Origin of the sequence: Halorubrum sp. Eb13 (assembly GCF_002252895.1) — an archaeon.
Taxonomy (GTDB): domain Archaea; phylum Halobacteriota; class Halobacteria; order Halobacteriales; family Haloferacaceae; genus Halorubrum.
In genome coordinates, this window is the sequence record NZ_NHPE01000114.1 from 13188 (window position 1) to 36212 (window position 23025).

The 23025-nt window shown below is 70.4% G+C and carries 24 protein-coding genes; 7 read left to right on the forward strand and 17 right to left on the reverse strand.

Going from position 1 to position 23025, the window contains the following annotated elements; genetic code table 11:
- Window positions 1–29: 29 nt before the first annotated feature.
- Genes DJ75_RS12915 through DJ75_RS12925 form a run of 3 tightly spaced genes read left to right on the forward strand, consistent with a single transcriptional unit; the run spans window position 30 to window position 2601 of the window.
- Window positions 30–407, forward strand: a complete 378-nt coding sequence (locus DJ75_RS12915; RefSeq protein WP_094524861.1) for a 6-carboxytetrahydropterin synthase — start codon at window positions 30–32, stop codon at window positions 405–407.
- Window positions 404–1558 carry a glycosyltransferase family 4 protein gene (locus DJ75_RS12920; RefSeq protein ID WP_094524862.1) on the forward strand — a complete coding sequence of 385 codons (1155 nt, stop codon included), beginning with the start codon at window positions 404–406 and terminating at the stop codon, window positions 1556–1558. The genes DJ75_RS12915 and DJ75_RS12920 overlap by 4 nt, the downstream gene beginning before the upstream one ends.
- Before the next feature lie 14 nt (window positions 1559–1572).
- Window positions 1573–2601 (forward strand): class I SAM-dependent methyltransferase, encoded by a 1029-nt coding sequence (locus DJ75_RS12925; RefSeq protein ID WP_394338281.1) that lies wholly within the window; start codon window positions 1573–1575, stop codon window positions 2599–2601.
- 42 nt (window positions 2602–2643) lie between these two features.
- Here the strand turns inward: DJ75_RS12925 and DJ75_RS12930 are convergent, their stop codons facing one another.
- Window positions 2644–3627, reverse strand: a complete 984-nt coding sequence (locus tag DJ75_RS12930; RefSeq protein ID WP_094524863.1) for a TIGR00269 family protein — start codon at window positions 3625–3627, stop codon at window positions 2644–2646.
- A 548-nt stretch (window positions 3628–4175) separates the two neighbouring features.
- Here DJ75_RS12930 and DJ75_RS12935 point away from each other — a divergent pair.
- A complete protein-coding gene (locus tag DJ75_RS12935) occupies window positions 4176–4694 on the forward strand; it encodes a DUF4442 domain-containing protein (RefSeq protein ID WP_094524864.1) in 519 nt (172 codons plus the stop codon).
- A 10-nt stretch (window positions 4695–4704) separates the two neighbouring features.
- Here DJ75_RS12935 and DJ75_RS12940 read toward each other — a convergent pair whose 3' ends face one another.
- From DJ75_RS12940 to DJ75_RS12955, 4 genes are all read right to left on the reverse strand, one after another.
- Window positions 4705–5499, reverse strand: coding sequence for a response regulator (locus DJ75_RS12940; RefSeq protein ID WP_094524865.1), 795 nt, complete (start codon window positions 5497–5499; stop codon window positions 4705–4707).
- A 117-nt stretch (window positions 5500–5616) separates the two neighbouring features.
- Complete coding sequence (locus DJ75_RS12945; RefSeq protein ID WP_094524866.1) at window positions 5617–6573, reverse strand: alpha/beta fold hydrolase; 957 nt, start codon at window positions 6571–6573, stop codon at window positions 5617–5619.
- An 86-nt stretch (window positions 6574–6659) separates the two neighbouring features.
- On the reverse strand, window positions 6660–7802 hold the full coding sequence (meaB, locus tag DJ75_RS12950; RefSeq protein ID WP_094524867.1) for a methylmalonyl Co-A mutase-associated GTPase MeaB: 1143 nt from the start codon (window positions 7800–7802) through the stop codon (window positions 6660–6662).
- Window positions 7803–8222 (reverse strand): cobalamin B12-binding domain-containing protein, encoded by a 420-nt coding sequence (locus DJ75_RS12955; RefSeq protein WP_094524868.1) that lies wholly within the window; start codon window positions 8220–8222, stop codon window positions 7803–7805.
- A 173-nt stretch (window positions 8223–8395) separates the two neighbouring features.
- Between DJ75_RS12955 and DJ75_RS12960 the strand changes: the two genes are divergently transcribed.
- The gene (locus DJ75_RS12960) at window positions 8396–9295 is read left to right on the forward strand and encodes a VOC family protein (protein ID WP_094524869.1); all 900 of its coding nucleotides are present in this window, start codon (window positions 8396–8398) and stop codon (window positions 9293–9295) included.
- A gap of 56 nt (window positions 9296–9351) precedes the next feature.
- On the opposite strand, the gene DJ75_RS12965 is transcribed toward DJ75_RS12960, so the two are convergent.
- From DJ75_RS12965 to DJ75_RS13000, 8 genes are all read right to left on the reverse strand, one after another.
- Complete coding sequence (locus DJ75_RS12965) at window positions 9352–9744, reverse strand: hypothetical protein (protein WP_094524870.1); 393 nt, start codon at window positions 9742–9744, stop codon at window positions 9352–9354.
- Between the two features lie 134 nt (window positions 9745–9878).
- Window positions 9879–10931, reverse strand: a complete 1053-nt coding sequence (locus DJ75_RS12970; RefSeq protein WP_094524871.1) for a sodium:calcium antiporter — start codon at window positions 10929–10931, stop codon at window positions 9879–9881.
- Window positions 10932–11000: 69 nt separating this feature from the next.
- Window positions 11001–11459, reverse strand: coding sequence for an ArsC family transcriptional regulator (locus DJ75_RS12975; protein ID WP_094524872.1), 459 nt, complete (start codon window positions 11457–11459; stop codon window positions 11001–11003).
- A gap of 57 nt (window positions 11460–11516) precedes the next feature.
- Complete coding sequence (gene phoU, locus DJ75_RS12980; protein ID WP_094524873.1) at window positions 11517–12215, reverse strand: phosphate signaling complex protein PhoU; 699 nt, start codon at window positions 12213–12215, stop codon at window positions 11517–11519.
- A complete protein-coding gene (gene pstB / locus DJ75_RS12985; protein WP_094524874.1) occupies window positions 12216–13070 on the reverse strand; it encodes a phosphate ABC transporter ATP-binding protein PstB in 855 nt (284 codons plus the stop codon).
- 1 nt (window position 13071) lies between these two features.
- Window positions 13072–14850 (reverse strand): phosphate ABC transporter permease PstA, encoded by a 1779-nt coding sequence (gene pstA / locus DJ75_RS12990; protein ID WP_094524875.1) that lies wholly within the window; start codon window positions 14848–14850, stop codon window positions 13072–13074.
- On the reverse strand, window positions 14850–15824 hold the full coding sequence (pstC, locus tag DJ75_RS12995) for a phosphate ABC transporter permease subunit PstC (RefSeq protein ID WP_094524876.1): 975 nt from the start codon (window positions 15822–15824) through the stop codon (window positions 14850–14852). The genes pstA and pstC overlap by 1 nt, the downstream gene beginning before the upstream one ends.
- A 57-nt stretch (window positions 15825–15881) precedes the next feature.
- Window positions 15882–16967, reverse strand: a complete 1086-nt coding sequence (locus tag DJ75_RS13000; RefSeq protein ID WP_094524877.1) for a PstS family phosphate ABC transporter substrate-binding protein — start codon at window positions 16965–16967, stop codon at window positions 15882–15884.
- Between the two features lie 179 nt (window positions 16968–17146).
- Between DJ75_RS13000 and DJ75_RS13005 the strand changes: the two genes are divergently transcribed.
- Entirely contained in the window at window positions 17147–17476 is a 330-nt protein-coding gene (locus DJ75_RS13005; RefSeq protein ID WP_094524878.1) for a hypothetical protein, read from the forward strand.
- A gap of 13 nt (window positions 17477–17489) precedes the next feature.
- On the opposite strand, the gene DJ75_RS13010 is transcribed toward DJ75_RS13005, so the two are convergent.
- The 4 genes from DJ75_RS13010 to DJ75_RS13025 all read right to left on the reverse strand — a co-directional run bounded on the left by DJ75_RS13010 (window position 17490) and on the right by DJ75_RS13025 (window position 21924).
- The gene (locus tag DJ75_RS13010) at window positions 17490–19685 is read right to left on the reverse strand and encodes a (Fe-S)-binding protein (protein ID WP_094524879.1); all 2196 of its coding nucleotides are present in this window, start codon (window positions 19683–19685) and stop codon (window positions 17490–17492) included.
- A 123-nt stretch (window positions 19686–19808) separates the two neighbouring features.
- Complete coding sequence (locus tag DJ75_RS13015) at window positions 19809–20522, reverse strand: energy-coupling factor transporter transmembrane protein EcfT (RefSeq protein WP_094524880.1); 714 nt, start codon at window positions 20520–20522, stop codon at window positions 19809–19811.
- Window positions 20519–21310 (reverse strand): energy-coupling factor ABC transporter ATP-binding protein, encoded by a 792-nt coding sequence (locus tag DJ75_RS13020; protein WP_094524881.1) that lies wholly within the window; start codon window positions 21308–21310, stop codon window positions 20519–20521. The genes DJ75_RS13015 and DJ75_RS13020 overlap by 4 nt, the downstream gene beginning before the upstream one ends.
- Before the next feature lie 32 nt (window positions 21311–21342).
- The gene (locus DJ75_RS13025) at window positions 21343–21924 is read right to left on the reverse strand and encodes a biotin transporter BioY (RefSeq protein WP_094524882.1); all 582 of its coding nucleotides are present in this window, start codon (window positions 21922–21924) and stop codon (window positions 21343–21345) included.
- 171 nt (window positions 21925–22095) lie between these two features.
- On the opposite strand from DJ75_RS13025, the gene DJ75_RS13030 reads away from it, so the two are divergent.
- A complete protein-coding gene (locus DJ75_RS13030) occupies window positions 22096–22758 on the forward strand; it encodes a hypothetical protein (RefSeq protein ID WP_094524883.1) in 663 nt (220 codons plus the stop codon).
- Window positions 22759–23025 lie beyond the last annotated feature (267 nt).

Sequence of the window (23025 nt, forward strand, 5' to 3'; positions counted from 1 at the left end):
TTAGGTGCGTCGCGCCCGTGGATCGGTGTATGTACGCGACGACGGTGCTGACGGACTTCGTGGCCCAGCACTACCTCACGGTCCCCGACCCCGGACCCGAGGGCGTCCCGCACTCCCACCACTTCGAGGTGGAGCTGACGTTCCGCGGGCCGGAGCTGAACGAGTACGACTACCTCGTCGACATCGACGACGCCGACGCGGCGCTCGCCGACCTCGCCGACCGCTACCGCGACGAGCTGCTCAACGACCTCCCCGAGTTCGAGGGGCGCAATCCGAGCGTCGAGCGCTTTGCCCGGGTGATCTTCGAGCGCGTGACCGACGCGGTGACCGACGAGACCGTGACCGAGCTGTCCGTGACGGTCTGGGAGGACGACGCGGCCGCCGCGACGTACGACGCCCCGGTATGAGGGTCGGGCTCACGCTGTACGGGAGCCTCGACGAGCGGTCCGGAGGGTTCCGCTACGACCGGAAGCTGGTCGAGGGGCTCCGGGCCGCCGGCGACACCGTCGAGGTCGTCGAACTCCCGTGGCGAGCGTACCCGCGCGGGCTGCTCGACAACGCCAGCCCGTCCCTCCGCGACCGCCTCCGCGTCGACGTCGACGTGATGCTGCAAGACGAGCTCGCGCACCCCTCTCTGGTCCTCGCCAACCGCGGTCTGCCGTACCCGATCGTGAGCGTCGTCCACCACCTGCGGGCGAGCGAGCCGCGCCGCCTCTCGCCGCTGTACCGCGCCGTCGAGCGCCGGTATCTCGCGACCGTCGACGGCGTCGTCTGCAACAGCGGGGCGACCCGCGACGCGGTCGCCGCCCTCGGCGTCGACCCCGACGAGACCGTCGTCGCCCCGCCCGCGGGCGACCGGTTCGATCCTGCAATCGACGGCGACGCGGTCGCGGCGCGCGCCGCGTCGCTCGGGGAAATCGGCGAGGAATCCGGAGCCGGCGACGGCGCGTCGGTCGCCGACCCCGCTCCCGCGCCCCTCCGAGTCGCGTTCGTCGGGAACGTCGAACCGCGGAAGGGGCTCGACACGCTCGTCGAGGGCGTGTCCCGCGCCGACGCCGCCGTCGACCTCACGGTCGTCGGCCGGCCGGTCGACGAGTCCCACGTCGCCGACGTCCGGCGATTGGTCGGCGAGCGCGGGCTCGGCGACCGCGTGCGCTTCGCCGGCCGGCTGTCGGACGACGCGCTGGCCGACGTCCTCCGCGAGAGCCACGTCCTCGCGGTCCCCTCCCGGTACGAGGGGTTCGGGATCGTCTACCTCGAGGGGATGAGCTTCGGCCTGCCGGCGATCGCCTCCCGGGCGGGCGGCGCGAACGAGACGGTCACCGACGGGGAGACGGGCGTCCTCGTCGACCCGGACGACCCCGCGGCCGTCGCCCGCGCGCTCGACGAGTTCGCGGCCGACCCCGATCGGACTGCCGAGATGGGCCGCGCCGCCAGGCGGCGGTACGAGCGTCACCCGGGCTGGACGGAGTCGACGGGTCGAGTCCGGCGACTCCTCGCCGACGTCGCTGACGCGGGCGACGGCGTCGACGCGATAGACACGGAGGTGGCGACGTGACGGGAGACCGCGACGTGACCGGAAGCGGCGACGAGTCCGCCGAGGCGACCGACGAAGAGGCCCCCGCCGACGACGCTCTCGCCGACGACGCCATCGCCGACGACACCGACGCCTTCCGGCGCTACCTCCGCGCGAAGCGGACCGTCGACGACCGGGCGCTCGACCGCCGGCTCGTCGGGATCCTCCGCGAGCGGCTCGCCGACCGCGCCGCCGCGAGCGCCGGGCCGCTGCGCGTGCTGGAGGTCGGGGCCGGCATCGGGACGATGGTCGCCCGCCTGATCGATCGGGAGGTGCTCCCGCCGGGGGAGACGCGGTACGTCGCCGTCGACCGCGACGCGGAGGCGCTCGCCGGCGTCGGTCCGTACCTCCGGGAGTGGGCGACGGACCGAGAGGGACCGGTCTCCGTCGAGACCGCCGACGGCGACGCGCTCGTCGTCGAGACCGACGCCCGTACGGTTCGGGTCGAGCCGGTCGCCGCCGACGCGGTCGCGTACGCCGGGGAACGCCCGGGCGAGTGGGACGCCCTGATCGGGATGGCGCTGCTCGACGTCCTCGACCTCGACGGGCTCGACGCCCTGCTCGACGCGCTCGGCCCCGGCGGGACCTACTACTTCCCGATCACCTTCGACGGCGGGACGCGCTTCCGCCCGGCGCACCCCGACGACCGGGCAATCGAGCGGCTGTACCACCGGCACATGGACGAGAAACCCGACGGAGACAGCCGCGCCGGCGGCGCCGCGCTCTCGCGCCTGCGCGAGGCGGACGGCTCGACGCTCCTCGGGGTCGCCGGCTCCGACTGGGTCGTGCGTCCCGCCGACGGCGAGACCGGCTATCCGGCCGACGAGGCGTTCTTCGTCCGGCACATCCTCGACACCGTCGAGGCGGCGGTCGGCGAGGTGATCGCCGTCGGGGGCGACGGATCGCTCTCGGCCGCCGACCTCGACGCGTGGCTCTCAGAGCGGCGGCGACGGGTCGACGCCGCCGAGCTCGTCTACCTCACCCACCAGCTCGACCTGCTCGGGCGGGTCGACGGCGACGCCTGACCGACAGAACGCTCGGGTCGCCGACCGCGTTCGACGGGGCGGTCAGGTCGCCGCCTCGATCGAGTCGAGCAGGCGGCACTTCCGGCAGACGTCGCGGCTCGTCTTCGAACCGCAGCGCTCGCACTCGCCGAGGTCGGGGGCGCCGTCGGCGGCGTCGCCGCCCTCGCGGTACGCCTCGGCGGCGAGCGCGGAGAGCTCCTCGTAGCCGGCCATGATCGAGTGGCGGGCGCCGGGGTGGTTCTCCTCTAACTCGTGGATCGTCGACCGGATCTCGCCGCGGTACGCCTCCGAGGAGTGGGGGCACTCGGCCATGTGCGTCGGGAGGTCGCGGACGTGACAGTAGAGCGCGATCTCCTTCTCGGGCACGTCGCGGAGCGGTTTGGCGCGCGGGACGAAGTCGTCGGTGCCCTCGCGCTCGTCGAAGGGGCCGAGCGAGGCGTCGAAGTGTTTCGCCACCTGTCGCACGTCGCCCTCGAGGAAGTTCATCATCGCCGTCTGCGCCTCGTCGTCGAGGTTGTGGCCGGTGAGCAGCTTGTCGGCGTCGAACTCGGCGGCGTACTCCTCCAAGAGGTCGCGCCGGAACACGCCGCAGTACGCGCAGGCGGCCATGTTCTCCGGGTCGCTCTCGACGACGTCGTCCATCTGTACGCCGAACTCCTCCTCGTAGGAGACGACTTCGTGCCGGAGCGAGAGCTCCTCGGCGAGCTCGACGCAGGCGTCGAGGCTCTCGTCGCGGTACCCCTCGATCCCCTCGTGGATCGTCAGCGCGAGCATCTCGACGCGGGGGTCCTTCCCGAACACGTCGTCCAGAATTCGCGTCAGCGCGACGCTGTCTTTCCCGCCGGAGAGGCCGATCACCCAGCGGTCGGGGTCGTCCGGCGTCGCCTCCGGATCGAGGAGGGAGTCCTCCCGGACCCGGCGTTTCACGCGCTTCTCGACCGACCGGCGGAGGTGCTCGCCGCAGAGGTGCGCCCCGGAGTAGGCGGCGTGGTGGACGGCGTCGGCCCCGCACTTGTCGCACTCCATCGGTGCCGGGTTACCGACGCGCGCGGATACCCGTTTCGGGCCGCCTCCGTGAGAGCGGGAGCGAGATCGGACGGAAGTGAGACCGACGGAAGCGCTTCCGAAGCCCCGGTCGCTCGTTTAGAAGTAGTTGATGACGGATAGACGGCGAACGCCTCCGAAGCCCCAGTCGCGACGGCTCGCGCGGCTTGCTGCGTTCCTCTCTCGGTCGCTGGTGCTCCCTCGCTGCGGTACTTGCTTCGCCGTGCTTCGCCCTCGCGACTGCCCCTTCGAGTCCCGCCCCGCACAGCGACCGCACCTCACGCCTCCCCAGCCTCGTCGGTCGCCCTCCGCGTCGCTCCGGGCGACCGACTCCAGCGAGAATCGAAGATTCTCTGGCAGCCGGCGCGGAGCGCCGGCGACCTCGCGCAGGCTGCTCGCGCCCGGTAGGCGCTCGCAGGTGCGCGCCACCGCAGTCATTTACATAAGCGTCAGATATCGACATCGACAACCCCGGGCGCGTTGTCGCCGGTTCCGACACGGGTTTGTCGCCGGCGCGGCGCCTCCGAGACGTGATCGACTCGCCGACCGGCGTCGACCGCGACCCCGATCCCCGTCCCCTCCGCGAGGACCCGCCGGCGGAAAGTCTCCGGACCCGGCTGTGGCGCCACGGCTTCAACCTCCTGCCGGCCTACCGCGGGACCGGCGCCCGCGTCGACCGTATCGGCGCGGACTGGCGCTACGTGCGGATCCGCGTCCCATTCAACTGGCGGACCCGCAACGCGGTCGGGACCATCTTCGGCGGGAGCCTCTACGGCGCGATCGACCCGGTGTACATGACGATGCTCCGGCGGCTCCTCGGCGACGGCTTCACCGTCTGGGACAAGTCGGCCGCGCTCGAGTTCCTCGAGCCGGGCCGCGACACGCTGTACGCCGAGTTCGAACTGCCCGTCGCCGAGACCGACGCGATCCGCGACGCGCTCGGTCCCGGCGAGTCGACCGACCGCGACTACCTCGTCTCGCTCGTCGACGAGGCGGGAACCGTCCACGCCGCCTGCGAGAAGACGCTGTACGTCCGGCGGGACGCCTGAGTCACGCCCGTCAGTCGCTCGCGGCCGTCCCGCCGGCGACCTCGTCGAACGGCGACACCGAGATGACGAGCCGGTCGTCGCTCGCCGTGCTCACCAGCTTCGACTCCGCGAACGTGGTCCCGTCGACGCGGAGCCCCTCGCTCGTCCCGGTCCACCGCTCGCCCTCCATCACCGCCGGGATGACGTGGGTCCGGATGTGTTCGACCTCCTCGTCCGGGTGGAGGCGCTGCCAGGGCTCGCCGACCAGCTCGTCCGGCTCGTAGCCGTACAGCCGCCCGTACTCCTCGCCGACGAACTCGAAGGTGCCGTCGGGCGCGACCGTGCAGACCCCGTCGAGCGCGACCTCGGTCGCGGGACCGACGCCCTCGGCGTCGCCGTCCCCGACGCTCTCGGCGCCCGCCTCGAAGCTCCCGCCCTCGCCGTCGACCGCGTGTCCGACTCGGCGTAAGAGCGCGGTGTACCCGTCGACGCCGCCGCGCTTGTGGACGTAATCGCTGACGCCCGCGCGGACCATCTCGGCCGCGATGGCGTCCGGCTCGGTCGCCGAAAAGAGGAGGAACGGGAGGTCCGGCTCGGTCTCCCGCGCCGCCGAGAGCAGCTCGACGCCGGTCCGACCGGGCATGTCGTAGTCGCTCACGACGCAGTCGAACGCCTCGCGCTCGATGCGCGCCAACGCCGCGTCCGGGTCCGTCTCGGCGACGGCCTCGCAGTCGATCCCGTCGTCGCGTTCGAGGTACGCGGCGACGAGCGCGGCGAGCCCCGGCTCGTCGTCGACGCAGAGCACTCGAAGGGATGAGTCGGTCATACTCCCGCGTCGGCGATCATCGCCTAAACCGCTTGCTTCCCGATGCTCAGGTCTGATACTGGGATTCCGACCGGCCCGACGCGGGGGCGGTCCCCGGCGTCCGGTGCGGCTCCCGTCTCAGGCGGTCGCGCCGGCGACGAGGCTCTCTCGCACCGTTTCGACGAACCGCTCCGGGTGCTCGACGTGCGGGAGCAGCCGCGCGCGGTCGAAGACGACGAGGCGCGCGTCGGCCTCGTCGGCCAGGTCGCGGCCGTCCGAGAGGGGGCTCACCTCGGCCTCACGCCCCCAGACGATCGTCGGGGGCACGTCGAGGTCGGCGAGCGCGGCCGCCAGGTCGAGGTCGCTGTTGAGGTAGCCGGATATGAAGGAGGCCGGCGCGAACCGAGCGTTCTCGACGTGGGTCGTCCGCCACTCGTAGTCGGTCCACTCCTCGCTCGGGTTCGTCGGGTCGTCGTAACCGTGGTCGGCGTTGAAGTAGCGGATCGACGGCTTCGACGCGATCACGTTGAACAGCGCGTCCCCGATCAGCGGCGACCGGATCAGTTCGCGGAGCCACGACTTCGGGGGGCTCGGGCCGGCGGTGCTCGTCGGACAGACGCCGACGAAGCCGCTCACGTCGACCGCGTCGCTCCCCGACCCGCCCCCGGTCGCCGCCCCGGCGGCGTACGCGGCCGACAGCGACGAGGCGACGACGGCCGGCTCGTCGAGGTCCGCGAGGAAGTCGCGGACGAAGTCCTCGTACAGCGCCGCGGAGTACCGCAGCGGCGGCCGATCGGAGCGACCGTACCCGGGGAAGTCCGGCGCGATCACGTGGTAGTCGACGGCCAGGTCGTCGAACACCGCGCGCCACTCCCCCGAGGAGCCGGCGGCGTTGATCCCGTGGAGCAGCGCGAGGTCCGGGTCGTCGGGGTCGCCCGCCTCCGTGAACGCGACGTCCATCCCGCGCCAGCGGAAGACGCCGTCGTCGCCGTCGAGCGGGGCCTCCAGCTCGCCCTCGTACCGGAGTCCGGTGTTGGCCGCGGCGAGCGCGCCGACGCCGAGGAGGGCGGTCCCGGCGAGGTTCCTGAGCTTCATGGAAACCTGTTGGTCCGCTGGCGACTTATACCTCGTGGCCCGCCCGGGCGGTCACGCCTCGCTCCCGACCGCCGCCCCTCGGTCGGTCACTCCCGGTCCGTCTCCACGCAGTCGACGATGGGGGCGACGACCTCGGCGGCGACGCTGTACGGGTCGGTCTCGCGCCGGCGGACCGCCTCGGCGAGCCGGTCGATCCCGCCGCGGCGCTCGATCTCCTCGGCGGCGAGGGCCCCGACGTCGGACCGCACGAGCGTCCGGATCTCCTCGGCGTAGCGCCGGCGCTTCGTCGCCTCGATCTCGCCCGACTCCCGGAGGTGCGCGGCGTGGGCGTCGAACGCCGCGATCAGCTCGTCGACGCCCTCGCCCGTGTTCGCGACCGTCCGGAGCACTTCGGGGGTCCACCCCGGGGCGTCGTCGCCGCTCGCGTCGGCCGCGTCGCCGGAGGCCGCCTCGCCGTCCGAGGGGGTCGGGTCGTCCGGGTGCTCCGGCGCGTCGAACCCGTGATGGCCCGTGTCGAGCCCCTTCGTCGGGCCCTCCCGCCGGTGGACCATCTCCTCCAACTCGGCGAGGGTGCGCTCCGCGCCGTCCATGTCGGCCTTGTTGACGACGAACACGTCGCCGATCTCCAGGATGCCGGCCTTCAGCGTCTGCACGTCGTCGCCGGAGCCGGGCTGGACGAGCACCGCGACCGTGTCGGCGGTCCGCACCACGTCGACCTCGTTCTGCCCGGCGCCGACCGTCTCGATGACCACGACGTCCTTCCCGAAGGCGTCGAGCGCCTTCACGGCGTCCGCGGTCGCCATCGAGAGCCCGCCGAGCTGGCCGCGCGCGCTCATCGACCGGAAGAACACGTCCATGTCGCCGACGTTCGACCCCATCCGGATCCGGTCGCCGAGGACCGCGCCGCCCGTGTACGGCGAGGAGGGGTCGACGGCGACGACGCCGACGGTGTCCCCGCGCTCGCGGTACGCCGCCGCCAGCTTGTCGACGAGCGTCGACTTCCCGGCGCCGGGCGAGCCCGTGATCCCGATCACGTCCGCGCCGCCGGTGTGCCCGTGGAGCGCGGAGACGATCGCCCGGTGGCCCGCGGCGCGGTCCTCGATCCGGGTGATGACGCGGGCGAGCGCCCGGTGGCTCCCGGCGAGCAGCTCCTCGACGAGCTCGGCGTCGCGGTCGCTCAGCTCCGGGGTCCGCTCCGCCGCCGACCCGTCACGTTGCGGCCCGTCCATCTACGCCCGCTCCGGCACGTTGTTCCGGATGAACTCGATCGTCTCCTCCATCGGCGTCCCGGGGCCGAACACCTCGGCGACGCCGAGCTCCTTGAGCTCCGTCTCGTCGTCGTCAGGGATGATCCCGCCCACGAGGATCAGGGTGTCCTCGAACGCGTCGTACTCCTTGAGCCCCTCGATGACCTTCGGGACGAGGGTGTTGTGGGCGCCCGAGAGGATCGAGATGCCGAGCACGTCGACGTCCTCCTGGACCGCCGCCTGTACGATGTCCTCCGGCGCGCGATGGAGCCCGGAGTAGACGACTTCGAAGCCGGCGTCGCGGAACGCCCGCGCGATCACGTGTGCACCCCGATCGTGGCCGTCGAGTCCGACCTTCGCGACCAGACACCGAATGGCCCGCTCCTCCTGTTCGACGCTCATATCGGGTACTGCGTCGCGTGCCCGTTTGATTCTAACGGACGATCGGGAGAGTCCGGGTCGTTGGGGCGGTCGCGGTCGGTCGCCCAGTTCGCTCACGGCTCCCGCGACCGGCGGGTCCCGCCGCTGCTCCCGTGACCGACGCGTTAAACGCGCGGGCGTCCCTGAGAGGCGGCATGACCGACGCTTCCCCCGAGGACCGCCTCCCGCCCGGCGCGCGGATCGGCCGCGCCGCGCTCCGCGTCGCCGACCTCGACGAGACGACCGCCTTCTACCGCGACGTCGTCGGCCTCGCCGTCATCGACTGCGACGGCGACAGGGCCGTCCTCGGCGCCGACGGCGACCCCCTGCTCGTCCTGCGACGCGACCCGGACCGCCCCGAGCGCGGGCGCACCGAGGCCGGCCTCTTTCACGCCGCGTTCCGGGTCCCCTCCCGGGCCGCGCTCGGCGAGGCGCTGGGTCGGGTGCGGGAGCGCTGGCGCCTTGACGGCGCCTCCGACCACCTCGTCAGCGAGGCGCTGTACCTCGACGACCCCGAGGGAAACGGGGTGGAGATCTACCGCGATCGCCCCCGCGAGGAGTGGCCCACCGACGACGACGGGACGGTGCGCATGGCGACCGACCCGCTCGACTTGGAGGGGGTCGCCGCGGCCGCGGAGGCGGTCGAGGGGGACGCTTCCGCGGGATCGTCGCCCGTCGACCGCGCCCCGCCCGGCACCGACCTCGGCCACGTCCACCTCGAAACCGCGTCGCTGTCGGCGTTCGAGGCGGTGTACGTCGACGGGCTCGGCTTCGAGGTCGGCATGACCGGCCCCGACGTCCGGTTCGTCGCCGCCGGCGGCTACCACCACCACCTCGCCGCGAACACGTGGCGCGGGCGGACGACGCCCGCGACGGGGCTCGGGCTCGCGTGGTTCGAGGTGGTCGTCCCCGACGCCGACGCGCTGGACGCGGTGCGGGAGCGGCTGGAGGCGGTCGCGGCCGACGGCGATGTCGATGTCGCCGTCGACGAGCGCGGTGGAGGGGTCACCGTCACCGATGCCGACGGTATCGAGGTTCGCGTTCGGACGGAGTAGAGAGGAGCGGCGGTCAGGCTCCCGCAACGGAGGGGATCGGCTCGCCGAGAAGAGCGTTAGCACGCGAGGGCCGGCTCGGCGTCACCCTCGACCAGCACGTCGGTCAGCGTCTCGAGATCGGCTCGCAACGTCGCCTCGTCGTCGTCGTCGAATCCGTACCGCTCGAGGGCCGCGGAGCCGTCGATCCGCAGCGTCTCGCTGCCCGGCGGGAGCGCGGCTCGGACCCCACCGGCCGCGCGCTCGTTGATAACGGTCGGTCGGTCTCTGTCGGAGTCGATCCCGATGCGGAGCTCGGCGAGCGGTTCCAGGTCGTCGTTCCGTTCCGCGGCGTCCACGACGCCGTGGAACCAGCGGGCGGCGAGGCGTTCACTCGGTAGAATGATATGTCCGGTGTCGCGATCGAAGCTCGTGTTATGACGTCGAATGCGACGCTCTAAGGTCTCGTTCATCTGCGGATATTAGGGCCTCTGTTCCGTTAAATGTTGGCTTTCAGGGCCTCTATCCGCCGATATTGATAATGTACGTTCGGTACGGTTCGGACCCGCCGGCCGTCGGCTCACGGGCCGGCCGGCTCACGGGGCGGTCACGTGACGATCGATCGGAGCGTCTCCTCGGTCAGCAGCGCGGTAATCCCGAGCGCCTCGGTCGTCATCCAGCCGAGGAAGGCGACGTACATCGCGAGGAAGACGTACCCCTCCTCGGTAGTGATCTCGAACTCCGTCGCGGACATCACCACGACGACGAGGGTGGTATAAAACAGAAATAACAGTAGCGGCACGGACGTGAGGAAGCCGATCGAGACGCCGCCGGCGAGGATGACGCCGATCGGCAGCGCCGCGACGAGATTGAACGTGTTGGTCCCGAAGACGTTCGCGATCGCCGCCCGCTTGTCGCCGGCCTCGCCCATCTTCACGCCGACGAGCAGGTCGGGGAACGAGCTCAGCACCGACAGCACCGTCACGGAGATGAGGAACGACGGCGCGTCGAGCGCGTCCGAGATCTGTACCGTCATGGTGACCATCGACTCGACGCCGACCAGCACGATGACCAGCCCGGCCGCGAACAGCCCGGCCTGTTTGGGGACGTTCGTTGACTCGGCCCGCTTCATGTCCGACGCCCCGCTCTTGCCCCCCGCGAGTAAGATGACGTACACGCCGTACAACACTAGCAGGCCGACGCCCATCTGCGGCGTGATCCGCGCGAGCTCGCGCCCGTCGGTCCCGAGCACGCCGAGCGCGATCACGCCGAAGAGGGCGAGCACGGCGACCATATAAAAAATGGCGTCGCGGTAGACGATCCCCTGCGTCGTCGTCGTGTCGCCGCTCGTGATCGCGACAGCGGCCGGGATGACCAAGATATTGAACACCGCCGTCCCGATGAGCGCCCCGGCGCCGACGCCGAAGTCGCCGAGCACGAGCACCGAGATGACGATGATCGCGAGCTCGGGGAACGACGTCGCGGCGGCGACGATGAGCCCGCCCTGGATCGCCTGCGAGACGCCGAAGTGGTCGCTGATCTTCGAGGTCGTCGACTCGATGACGTTCGCCCCCTTCCAGGTCAGCAGGAACCCGATCGCGCCCAACACGAGCCAGACGGCGAGCGACTGGTCTCCGATGAGCTCCTGCAGTACAGTCACGTCTCGTCAGTGCGTCCGAAGTCGATTAGAGCTTCCGGAGTCGATAATGGCCGCCTCGACGCGGAGCCCCTACTCACCGTCGTACTCGCCGAACCGCTCGTCGAAGAGGGCGACCACGCGGCGCTCGATATCGTCGCGGATCTCGCGGACCTCCTCGATCGGGCGCTCGCCCGGGTCGTCGAGGTCCCAGTCGTCGGTGTCGACGCCGTCGAGCTCCAGTGTCGAACAGCCCATCGTGGCGACGAAGTCCGACGCGGCGAGCGTCTCGTCGGACACGTGTCGCGGCGTCCGACCGTTCACCTCGAGGCCGACCTCGGCGAGCGCCTCGATGACCACGTCGTGGACGCTGTCGGCGGGGGCGGTGCCGCCCGTGACGACCTCGACGCGGTCGCCGAGGCCGCGCCGGTCGCGCTCGCGCTCCGCGAAGGCGGTCGCCATCTGGCTCCGGCCGGCGTTGCGAACGCACATGAACGTGAGGGTGGTCGTCGCGTCGGTGGCTCCGTCGTCTGCGGTGTCTGTGGTTGTCATGGGTGGCGTGGTGAGCCGCTTCTCGTCGCCCGTTTCGGTTCGCGTACGGTTTGCCGGTCAGTAGATCAGTTCGTCGTCGCTCTCGATCATGAACAGCGACCGCGCGGCGATGTTGACGGCGTGGTCGCCGACGCGTTCGAGGTCGCGGATCGCCAGCAGGGCGCGGGAGACGTCGTCGAGCGCGTCGGCCAGGTGATCGGGCTCCGGCTCCGCGGTCCCGTTCGCGGCGGCGCGGGCGCGGTCCGCCTCGAGGAGCTCGCGGACGACCGCCTCGCTGGCCCGCCGACACCGCTCGTCGAGGTCGTCGTCGCGGACGTCGATCTCTCGGCAGGCGTCGGGATCGGACGCCTCGTAGGCCGCGATCGCGTCGGCGACCATGTCGCCGGCCGCGTCGCCGAGCCCGCGAAAGTCGACGGCCGGGTGGATCCCGCCGTCGTCGCCGCCGTACGCGGCGATGTTGGTCGCCAGGTCGCCGATCCGTTCGAGGTCGGTGATGATCTTGAACGAGGCCGTCACCAGCCGGAGGTCCCCCGCCACGGGCTGCTGGAGCGCGAGGAGTTCCGTGCACTCCTCTTCCAGTTCGAGGTACCGGGCGTTGACCACGTGGTCGGTGCCGATCACCTCGTCGGCGAGGTCGTCGTCGCCCGTCTCGGCCGCGCGGAGGGCGGTCTCGTACCGGTCGAGGACCAGTTCGCCCATCGCGACCACGTCGGCCCGGAGCTGCTCGAGTTTCTCCTGGTAGTTCTCTCGGGGCATCTATCCGAACTTTCCCGTGATGTAGTCCTCGACGCGCTGCTCTTCGGGGTCCTCGAAGATCTTCGTCGTGTCGTCGTACTCGACCAGCCGCCCGCCCGTGAGGAACACCGCGGTCCGGTCGGAGATGCGCGCCGCCTGCTGCATGTTGTGCGTGACGATGATGACGGTGTACTCCTCCGCGAGGTCGTCGATGAGGTCCTCGATCTTCGAGGCCGCGATGGGGTCTAACGCCGAGGTCGGCTCGTCCATCAGGATGACCTCCGGGTCGGGCGCGATGGCGCGGGCGATACAGAGCCGCTGTTGTTGCCCGCCGGAGAGGTCGAGTCCCGACGAGTCGAGTTTGTCCTTCACCTCGTCCCAGAGCGCGGCCGACTTCAGCGACTCCTCGACGCGGGCGTCGACGTCGCCGTCGAACCCCTGGATCTTCAGCCCGTACGCGACGTTGTCGCGGATGGACTTCGGGAACGGATTCGGCTCTTGGAACACCATCCCGATCTTCCGGCGCAGGGCGACGGGGTCGACGTCGGCGTCGTACACGTTCTTTCCGCCGAACGTGATGTCACCCTCGACCCGGCACACCTCGATCATATCGTTCATCCGGTTGATACACCGGAGGAACGTCGACTTGCCGCAGCCGGAGGGACCGATCAGCGCGGTCACCCGCTTCTCAGGGATCTCCATCGACACGCCGTCGATCGCCTGCTCGTCGCCGTAGTAGACGTCTAGATCGTGGGACGAAACCGCCGTCCGGTCGGGCGCCGCTGTCTGCTCGTTCGATCCGGTCTCTACGTCGGTGGTGATGAGCGAGTCGCTCGTCTCGGTCTCGGTCTGCGTCTCGGATTCTGTGTTACTCATGTTAGCTCCCCCGCTCCGCGCGGTTCCGCAGCAGTATCGCCGTCCCGTTCATACCGATGAGGATGATCAGCAGCGTGATAACGCCTGCGGCGACGACCCCGTACCGGAACTCCGCCTGCGGGAAATTCGCCCACGCGTAGATCTGCATCGGCATCGCGCTGAACTTGCTGAACAGGCTGCTCGGCGCGCTGAACACCGTCGTCGCCGCACCGACCATGATGAGCGGCGCGGTCTCGCCGATCGCTCGCCCGAGCGCGAGGATCGTCCCGGTGAGGATCCCGGGGAACGCCTCGGGGAGGACGACGTTCTTCGTCGTCTGCCAGCGGGTCGCCCCCATCGCGTCCGATCCCCGGCGCAGGTCGTCCGGCACCGACCGGATCGCCTCCTGCGCGGAGATGATCGTGATCGGGAGAATGAGCAGTGACAGCGTCAGCGACACGGTTACCGCGGTCCCGAACCCAAATCCGAGGAGGTTCGCGAACAGCCCCAGCCCGAGCAGCCCGTACACGACGGACGGGACCGCCGCCAGATTCGCGATGTTGATCTGAAGCAGCCGCGTCAGCGCGCCGACGACCCCGGTGTCCGCGGTGTATTCCTCTAGGAACACCGACGTCGCGACCCCGAGGGCGAACGAGAGCACCGCGACCATCGCGATGATGATCACCGAGCCGACGATCGCCGGGTACAGCCCCGCCTCGGTGGCGGTTCGCGACGGCGCCTCCGTGAGGAACGTCTCGCTGACCCACGGGCTCGGCGTCGGGATCCCGAACAGTTCGACGAGGAACGCTCCGGCAAGCGCGCCGGCGACGAGCAGGACTGGAAGCCCCAGTCCCGACACCCCCTCGCCGACGTCGAACACGCGATGGAGGTACGCGGCGACCGGCACGCCCGTCACGGCGATGACCAACAACGCGTTCGGCCCGCCGACGCCGAGTCCCGCGGCCCGTCCGAACAGTCCGACCGCGGTCGCGAGCGCGAGCGGAACGCCTCCCGCGGTCAGCGCCGCCGTCCGGCTTCCACGGCCGTTCACCACGACGGCGCCGGCCGCCGCGATCGGGATCGCCAGCGTCCAGAGGTATATGAACGCCGTCGTCGGATACGTCCGGAGCACTTCTCGGACGAACACGGCGAGCACCATCCCGAGGATACTTATCGGAAGAGCGGCCGTCACGGCGGCCGGCGTGTCTTGGAGGCGACCGTACGCGTACGCGAGCAGCGCCGGAACGATCCCGAGCGTGTACGCGAGGAACCACAGCCGCTCGTCGAACACCAGAAAGAGGACGCTGAACGCCAGCCCGATCGCGGTGCCGCCGATCAGCCGTCCGACCATCCCGAAGCCGACCGATCCGGGTCGGCCGCGGGCTCCCATGTAGACGAGGTATCCGGTGAGCGGGATGATAACGACGAAGAGGTACGTGAGCTGCCAATTGAGCCGCGGAACCTGGCCGACGAACGTCTCGACGAGCGTGAAGGCCACGGCGACGGCGACGAGGCCGCCGCCGGCCACGGTGACGGCCCGACGAGTCAGCGTCCGGTCACGCGCGCTGTACAGGCAGAATCCGAGGAACGGCACGACGAGCGTGAGGAAGTACGTCAACAGCCACAGCGGGTTCGCGTTCGCTAGATCAAAGGCGTCGATCGTGACGTAGATGAGCAGCACCGCGAGCGCGAAGATCCCGAGCACGCTCGCCCCGAGCGAGAGGTACTCGAAGGCGATCCCCCGGACGCGGCTCACCTCGCCGAACTCCTCGACACGACCGGTGTCGGTGTCGGTCGCCATCAGTACTCCTCCCGGTACCGTTCCGCGATAAGATCACTCAGTACGTTCATCACGAGGGTCACCACGAACAGCGTGAGTCCGAGCGCGAACATCGCGTCGTACGGGATCGTCCCGCCCGTCAGGTCGCCGCCGGCGATCTGCACCATCGCGACGGTGATTGTCATCCCGGAATCCAAGAGGACGTCGGTGGGATTGATGTACGGAATCCCGAGAAGCGTTTCCCTGACGGCCGGCATCCGCGCCTGCGCGCCCATCGCGACGACGACGATCATCGTCTCGCCGATGGCGCGGGACACCGCGAGGATGTACGAGGAGGCGATCCCCGAGATGGAGGCCGGGACCACGATCCCGGTCGACACCTCGAACTTCGTCGCCCCGAGACCGTAGCCGGCCTGCCGCAAGTCGTCCGGTACGGCGCTCATCGCGTCCTCCGAGATCGATGACACCATCGGGATCGTCATGATCCCGACCATCAGTGACGCCGACAACGCGTTGAAGGTGCTCATCTCCGGGAACAGCGTCGCTTTCAGTGCCGGGGTGATGTACACCAGCGCGAAGTAGCCGTACACGACCGTCGGAATACCGGCGAGGATCTCCAACAGCGGTTTCAGTATTGAGCGCGCGCTCGACGTCGCGTACTCGCTGAGATATATCGCGGTCAGCGTTCCGACCGGAAGCGCGACGAACGCGGCCGTGATCGTCACCGTGAGCGTTCCAATGACCAGCGCGACGATACCGAACGTTTGACCGCCCCCGCGCGGGTTCGGGCTCCAGCTGGTGCTGAAGAGGAACTCGCGGATCGGTACCTCGGCGAAAAACACCAGCGCGTCCGACAGCAGGGTCGCGATGATGGCGACCGTCGTGAGCAATGTGATCACCGCGCACGCGGCGAAGAACCCGCCGTAGGTTCCCTCCTTCAGTCGTGTGAGCCCGCTCCGTCGCTGTAGATCCGGACTCTCGGTGCTATCTGTCACGGACGGTCGGAGTTCGAACGCTGTCGTAAATCAATACACCGGTTCATGACGCGGGTTTCAGCCCTGCGCCTGCTCGATCGCGTCTTCGAGTTTCTGCATCTGTTCTTCCTGCGTCTCCTCGGTCGCGGGGACGTACCCGACGTCGCCGGCGACGAGCTCTTCGTTGGTCGTCTGGCTAACGAAGTAGCGGGCGAACTCCGCGACGTGCTCCTTGCCGAGCGCCTCCATCGACGGGTACGTGAACAGCGGCCGCGAGAGCGGCTGGTACTCGCCGGAGGACGCGGTCTCGAGGCTCGGCTTGACCGGACCGTCGCCGTTGTCGATGGCGACCGGCGTGATCTGGTCCTGGTTCTGGAACCAGTACGCGAAGCCGAAGTAGCCGATCCCGTACCGGGTGCCCTCGACCCCCGCTGCGATCGTGTTGTCCTGCTCGGTCGCCTGGTAGTCATCGGTGTGGCCGTCCTCGCCCATGACGTTCTCGATGAAGTAATCGTACGTCCCCGAGGTGTCGGCGGCGCCGAACCGCTCGATCTCCTCGTCGGGCCACTCGTCGCGCACGTCGCTCCACATCTCGGCGGCGTCGGACTGCCAGATCTGCGAAAGCTCGTCGACGGTCATCTCCGTCGCCCAGTCGTTCTCGTTGTTGATCACGACGGTGAGCGCGTCGGTCGCGGCGATCAGCTCGACCCACTCGACGCCGTTCTCCTCGCACAGCTCCTGTTCTTCCTCTTTGATCGGCCGGCTCGCGTTGTTGAAATCGGTCTCGCCGACGCAGAAGAAGTTCGCGAATCCGCCGCCCGAGCCCGTCGAGCTGATGTCGATCGAAACCTCCGGGTTGTCCTCGGCGAAGTCCTCGGCGACTGCGCTCATCAGCGGGAAGACGGTCGAGGAACCGGCGATGTTGATCGAGCCCGACAGGGTGTCCGAGCCGTCCGAACCGTCGGAGCCGTCCGAACCGTCGGAGCCGTCCGAACCGTCGGAGCCGTCCGAACCGTCGGAGCCGTCCGAACCGTCTCCGGAGCCTCCGTCGCCCCCTTCGGTTTCGGTACATCCCGCGAGCGCCAGCGCTCCCGCCCCGGCGAGCGCCGCAAGCGATTTCCGCCGCGTGATGCCGTTTGCGTCCGCATCGTGCCTTGATGCCATCATCTGATCGAGAACGTCGTCGACATAAATAGTATGCTATGAGGAGTACTGTCCGGAGGGTACTGGTAGGGTGAACTATATACGCTATATAGATCGAAATCGATCCGCTCTCGCGGCGGTCGGAGCTCCACTGCCCATCAGGGCGTATTTTTATGCCCCTCCGTGCGAAGACCGGGACGATGACCCCTCCGACGAACGGGGACCGGATCCGACTTTCGCTCTCCCGCGAGGAGGCGTGGGTCGCGCACGCCGCCCTGCTCGACGCGGGCGCGGCCGCGGTCGACGCCGGCGACGACGCCCCCGCGCAGTGCCGCCCGATCCGGCGCATCGAACGGGACCGCGCGCTCGCCTCCGAGGGCGCCGAGCTCCTCCGCGACGCGCTGATCGACTACCTCGGCGACGCGCCCGTGCGCGACCGCGCCCCGGGGCGGGCGGTGTTGCGGCGGGTCGACGATGCGGTCGAGTCCCGGCCGCGATCGAGCCCGCGGGACGGCGGCCGCGGCGCCTGACGGGTTTCGCTTTTCACTTCGGCCCGGACTCCACCGCCTCGATCAGCAGCTCCGCGACGTCGACGATCTCCACGTCGTCCTCGAAGTCGCCCGTCTTCCTGCCGTCCTCGAACATCGTCGTGCACATCGGACAGGCGACGACGAACTTCTCGATCGCGCCGCCCGCGTCGGTGTCTTCGACCGCCTCGCGGAGCCGCTCCTCGCTCGGCTTCACATCCTCGTCGTGTTCGGTCCAGAGCCCGCCCCCGCCGCCGCCGCAGCAGAACGAGTCGCTCCGCGAGCGCGGCATCTCGTAGAGGTCGGCGCCGGTCGCGCGGATCAGCTCGCGGGGCGCCTCGTACTCGTCGTTGTACCGGCCGAGGTGGCAGGGGTCGTGGTAGGTGACGGTGTAGCCGAGCTCGTCGCCCGCGAGGCCGAGCCGCCCCTCGTCGACCAGCTCCTCCACCACCTGCGTCCAGTGACGCACGTCGACCGCGCCGTCGGCGTTCCACGGCTCCTCGCGGTCGAACGGCATCATCGGGTCGTCGGCGAACTCGGCGAAGTCGACCTCGGGGTACTCGTTTTTGATCGTGTTGTACGAGTGCGGGTCCGTGCAGACGATCGAGTCGAACTCGCAGTCGGCGAACGTCTCGACGTGGTGGCCGGCCAGTTCGAGGTAGAGGAACTCCTCGCCGATCCGCCGAATGTCGTTGCCGTCGTTCTTCTCGTCGTCGAAGAGGATGCCGAACTCGACGCCGGCCTCGTCGAACAGCCGGGCGAGCGCGCGGGCGACCTTCCTGTTCCGGTCGTCGAAGCTCGGATAGTCGCCGACGTACCAGAGGTACTCCACCTCGCGTTCGCGGGCGTCCGGGACCTCGACGTCCTCCAGTTCGTCCGCCCAGTCGCCGCGGGCCGACTGCGACTCGCCGAAGGTGTTCCCCTTCTGCATCACGTCTTGGAACACGTCTTGGAGGTTCGAGTCCACGGCCCCCTCGTCGACGAGCTGGCGATTCATCTTGGTGAACGAGGTGAGGTGTTCGATGTCGACCGGGCAGGCGTCCATGCAGGCCATACAGGACATGCAGGACTCCATCGACTCGCTGTCGATCACGCCGCCCTCGTCGGCGACGATGGGGACGGCGCCGCCGTCAACGACGGCGGCGGAACCGGCCACGCCGCCGTCGGTCGCGACCGACCCGCCGCCGCCCGCCCCCGCGACCGGATCGTCCGTCACCGACTCGCGGTACGCCTTCAGGTCGAGGATCACGTCCCGCGGGTCCAGGTTCCGACCGACCGCGTCGGCCGGACAGGCGTCGGTACACCGGCCGCACTTCGTGCAGGCGTCGCCGTCCATCAGCTCCTTCCAGGTGAAGTCCTCGATCGACTCCGCGTTGGTGTGATCGAGGTCCGCGGGGACGTTCGGGAGCCGCGCCCCCGCCCTCTCGTCGCGGGCGACGACGTTCGCGAACGAGGAGATCATGTGGAACGGCTTCGCGTACGGGATCCACGCGATGAACGCGAACGCCAGCAGCGAGTGGCTCCACCAGACGACGCCGTAGATCGCCTCGGCGCCCGCGGGCGTCAGCCCGACCCACTGGAATCCGGCGGCCATCGCCATCCCGATGAAGCTCACCGTCTCGTCGGCCCGCGCCGGCTGGCCGACGATGCCCAGCGCCTGCACGACGAAGCCGCCGACGCCGAGCAGGAAGAGGGTCCAGACGAACGCGTCGTCCTCGAACGAGGTGTGTTTCCCCCACAGCCGCCCGTCGCGCTCGCTGTAGCGCCGGTACATGGCCATGCCGACGCCGACGACGAACAGCAGGCCGAACGCGTCGACGACGAACTGGTAGGCGAGGTAGAAGTCGCCCACCCAGAACGACTCGCCCGCGATCGGGCGGTAGACGTCGATGTCGAACCCGAGGATCGTCGTCGCGACGAGCAGAGTGAGGAAGCCCCACAGCACGAACGCGTGCATCACGCCGGTGTACGCGTCCCCGTCGAACTGGTTCTCGTTCGAGAGCACGGTCCGGGTCGCGGAGACGATCCGCGACGGGAGGTCCGACAGCCGTTCGCGGGGGTCCGCGCTCCCGCGGGCGTACGCCGCGAACCGGGCGTACACGCCGTACAGGAACACCAGGATCGCGACCGCGGCGAGCCAGTAGAACGCGGCTTTCCCCACCGGGCCGATCGTCCAGAACGTCTCCCGGGTGGCCGCCTGCAGCGGAGTCATGATCGATCAGGCGGATACGGTCCGGTTAAAACTTGCCACACCGCGGGGCCGGGGGGCCAATTGGACGCGGTCGGAGTGCGCCGCTCCGGCCTCGAACCGCGGTCTGAATGCGTCGTCCCGGACTCAGAGCGCGCCGACCAGCGCGGCCGCGAACAGGGCGCAGGCGACCGCCAGCGCGACCGCGTCCGCCCGGCCGAACGCCAGCCGCGGGAGCGTCGGATTCCACGCGAAACACCGGGCCGCGAGGGCGGTCCCCAGCCGGTCGGCGCGGCCGAACGCGCGGTTGATCCCGGCGGCGGCGACGATCCGCATCCGGTCGCGGACGGCCAGCTCGTCGCCGAGGCGCGCCCGCATCGCGTCGCGCGCGGTCAGCAGGTCGCGTTTCAGGACCGGGAGGAACCGGAACACGAGCGCGACGCCCGCCGCCAGCAGCTGCCCGGGCCTGCCGGGGACCGTGTGCTGGATCGCCGCCCGGGAGTCCCGGACCGGCGTCGACCGGACGTAGGCGGCGGCGATGAAAAGCACGAGCAGGACCCGGTAGCTCGCCAGTCCCGTGTCGACCGCGCGGCCGATCCGGAACCAGGGGGCGCCGAGCGTCGCGCCCGCGACGACCGGGGCGACGAGGAGGAACGGGAGCGCGAACCGATACGCCCACAGGTCGCGGGGGCCGCCCCCCGCGAGCCGCAGGCAGCCGACGGCGACGACCGACAGCGCCGCGAGGCCGCGCGGCGTCGTGTGCGCGAAGGCCGCGGCCGCGAACCCGAGTTGCACGAGCAGCTTCGACCGGGGGTCCAGCCGGTGTGCGAGCGCGTCGTCCGGGACGTACGCGAGGGTCACCGGCCGGTATCGACCGCGCGGTCGGTCGCCCCGCGGTCACCGCTCTCGCCGGCCTCGGCCGCCGGGACGCGCACGTCGAGCCCGGGGAGCGCCGCGGCCGCCTCCGCCGGCGGCGCGTCGACCGCGACCCGCCCGTCGGCCAGCCCGACCACGCGGTCGGCGATCCCGAACACGTCCCGCAGGTCGTGGGTGACGACGACGACGCCGGTCCCCGCCCGGCGGAGCGCGCGGAGCCGGTCGACGACCGACCGCCTCGCGGGCTCGTCGAGGCCCGTGAACGGCTCGTCGAGTACGAGGTGGTCCGGCTCCATCGCCAGCGCGCCGGCGATCGCGACGCGCTCGCGCTCGCCGCCCGACAGCGACGCGATCCGGTCGTCCTCGCGCCCGGCCATGTTGACGGCGTCGAGCGCGTCGCTCACCCGGCGGTCGATCTCGGCGTGCGACAGCCCGAGGTTCTCCGGGCCGAAGGCGACGTCGCCGCCGACGGTCGCCGCGACCAGCTGGTCGCGGGGGTCCTGGAACACCATCCCGACCGCGGTCCGGGCCGCGACGAGGTCGTCCGCGACCGGGGTCCCGTTGACGGCGACCCGGCCGGCGTCCGGCTCGACGAGCCCGTTGAACGTTCGGACCAGCGTCGTCTTCCCGGAGCCGTTCGCGCCCGCGACGATCAGGAACTCGCCGTCGGGGACCGCGAGGGAGACGTCGTCGACGGCGGTGACGCCGGCCGCGTCGCTCCCGCCGGAGCCCGCACCGCCGTACCGGCAGGTGACGCCGTCGACGTCGCTCACGGCGTCACCTCTGAGTCGCTCACGGCGTCACCTCACTCGGCCGCGATCGCGTCCGAGCGGACGATCCCGATCGCGGCGGCGATCTTCGCGCCCTCCGCCGGGAGGAACACGACGGCTCCCTGGACGGTCGCCTCGACGAGGGTGAGCTCCAGGTTCAGGTAGAGGCCGACGACGCCCATCGCGTAGATGACGACCGTCCCGGCGGTCATCGCGCCCACGAGGACCGGGACGGAGACGGCGTCGAGGTCGCGGAGGTCGCCGCCGCGGTGGACGATCGCGCCGACGAGCGCGGCCGCGATCGGGTACGACCAGAGGTAGCCGGCGGTCCCGCCCACGAGCTCCACGAAGCCCGCGGAGCCGCCCTGGAACACCGGCGCGCCGAGCGCGCCCGCCGCGAGGTATAAGACGAGCGACGCGGCCCCCCACACCGGACCGAGGAAGATCCCGGCGAGGAAGACGCCGAGCACTTGGAGCGTCACCGAGACGGGTGACACCGGGTTCGGGAACGACACGTACGCGAACGCGCCGACGAGCGCCGCGAACAGCGCCGCGCGGGCGAGGTTCGTCGCGACCTCGTCGCCGACGAGATCCACCGACTCCGTGTTGGTTGCCATGTCTCCGCCACGCTCGTAAACCGACTTGAATATACTGGTTGACGACGACGGCGGTTCGTCGGGCTCCCGGCGTGCCCCGCGCGTTCACGCCCGCAATCCGGTAGTACCGCGTTCGAGGCGTCCGAAATCTGACGCGAGGCTTTTCTACCGGGAGCGCGTACCTGCGAGTCCATGGACGAGAAGACCGCCGAGCTCCGCGACATCTTCGTCGAGACCACCGGGTCCGACACGGTCACCGAGCGGCAGGCGGAGTCCCCCGGGACCCTCACCGACCGAGACGAGGCCGCCGTCGCCGAGCGCGTCCGCGAGCTGGTCGCCGCGATGCGCGAGCGGTACGACTTCTCGACGGACCTCGACGACGCGACCTACGCCCGGATCGCGCGCGGGCACTTCGAACTGGACGACGACGCCGCGATCGCGGCCGCGCTCGCCGAGGGCGACGCTGCCGAAAGCGACGCCGTCGACGCGTCCGAACCGGTCGACGTCGACCCCGAAACGGTCCGAGACGCCCGCTTCGACCTCCACCTCGTGCGCGACGCCGACCGCGAGGTCGACGACGCCTCGTTCGACTACGCGGACCTGAAGTCGCTCACCGCCGAAGGCCGCTCCATCGTCGACTGCGCGGCGGCGCTCGGCGCCGACCCCGACCACGTCGCGAAGTACGCGCGCGTCGCCCGCGTCGACCTGACCTCCACGCGGGCGAACGACCGCTTCCGCGACGAGCTCCGCGACCTCCTCACCGACGCCGAGATCGAAGGCAACCACGCCGAGACCGCCCGCGAGGACGGGCTGAAAGAGGCGACCGAGGATATCGAGACGGACGTCTCTTTATAAATACCCGCTCGTTGCGGGCGATACCCCACTCCGACGCTTTTCGAGGCTCGCGCACCGTTCACGCGTACTTATGAATCCCCGAATACGATACGGCGCGCCGGGTCGCGCCCGCTGGGCGCGACCCGCCCGCGAGGGAGGCGGCGGCCCGGCGCGGGCAGGCCGCGCCGGGCCGTCCGCCGAGGCTGGGGAGGCGTGAGGCCGCGGTGCTAAGTGGGTGGGACTCAAAGGGGCAGGCGCCGAGAGCGACGCAGGAGACGCAAGCACCGC

Coding starts and splice junctions, on each gene's coding strand:
- phoU (WP_094524873.1), bottom strand. CDS start 12,215: ATGCCCCGAGAGAACTACCAGGAGAAACTCGAGCAGCTCCGGGCCGAC.
- DJ75_RS13025 (WP_094524882.1), bottom strand. CDS start 21,924: ATGGCAACCAACACGGAGTCGGTGGATCTCGTCGGCGACGAGGTCGCG.
- DJ75_RS13005 (WP_094524878.1), top strand. CDS start 17,147: ATGACCCCTCCGACGAACGGGGACCGGATCCGACTTTCGCTCTCCCGC.
- pstA (WP_094524875.1), bottom strand. CDS start 14,850: ATGGCGACCGACACCGACACCGGTCGTGTCGAGGAGTTCGGCGAGGTG.
- DJ75_RS12920 (WP_094524862.1), top strand. CDS start 404: ATGAGGGTCGGGCTCACGCTGTACGGGAGCCTCGACGAGCGGTCCGGA.
- DJ75_RS13010 (WP_094524879.1), bottom strand. CDS start 19,685: ATGACTCCGCTGCAGGCGGCCACCCGGGAGACGTTCTGGACGATCGGC.
- meaB (WP_094524867.1), bottom strand. CDS start 7,802: ATGGACGGGCCGCAACGTGACGGGTCGGCGGCGGAGCGGACCCCGGAG.
- pstB (WP_094524874.1), bottom strand. CDS start 13,070: ATGAGTAACACAGAATCCGAGACGCAGACCGAGACCGAGACGAGCGAC.
- DJ75_RS12945 (WP_094524866.1), bottom strand. CDS start 6,573: ATGAAGCTCAGGAACCTCGCCGGGACCGCCCTCCTCGGCGTCGGCGCG.
- DJ75_RS12960 (WP_094524869.1), top strand. CDS start 8,396: ATGACCGACGCTTCCCCCGAGGACCGCCTCCCGCCCGGCGCGCGGATC.
- DJ75_RS12965 (WP_094524870.1), bottom strand. CDS start 9,744: ATGAACGAGACCTTAGAGCGTCGCATTCGACGTCATAACACGAGCTTC.
- DJ75_RS13030 (WP_094524883.1), top strand. CDS start 22,096: ATGGACGAGAAGACCGCCGAGCTCCGCGACATCTTCGTCGAGACCACC.
- DJ75_RS13000 (WP_094524877.1), bottom strand. CDS start 16,967: ATGGCATCAAGGCACGATGCGGACGCAAACGGCATCACGCGGCGGAAA.
- DJ75_RS12975 (WP_094524872.1), bottom strand. CDS start 11,459: ATGACAACCACAGACACCGCAGACGACGGAGCCACCGACGCGACGACC.
- DJ75_RS12955 (WP_094524868.1), bottom strand. CDS start 8,222: ATGAGCGTCGAACAGGAGGAGCGGGCCATTCGGTGTCTGGTCGCGAAG.
- DJ75_RS12915 (WP_094524861.1), top strand. CDS start 30: ATGTACGCGACGACGGTGCTGACGGACTTCGTGGCCCAGCACTACCTC.
- DJ75_RS12940 (WP_094524865.1), bottom strand. CDS start 5,499: ATGACCGACTCATCCCTTCGAGTGCTCTGCGTCGACGACGAGCCGGGG.
- DJ75_RS12930 (WP_094524863.1), bottom strand. CDS start 3,627: ATGGAGTGCGACAAGTGCGGGGCCGACGCCGTCCACCACGCCGCCTAC.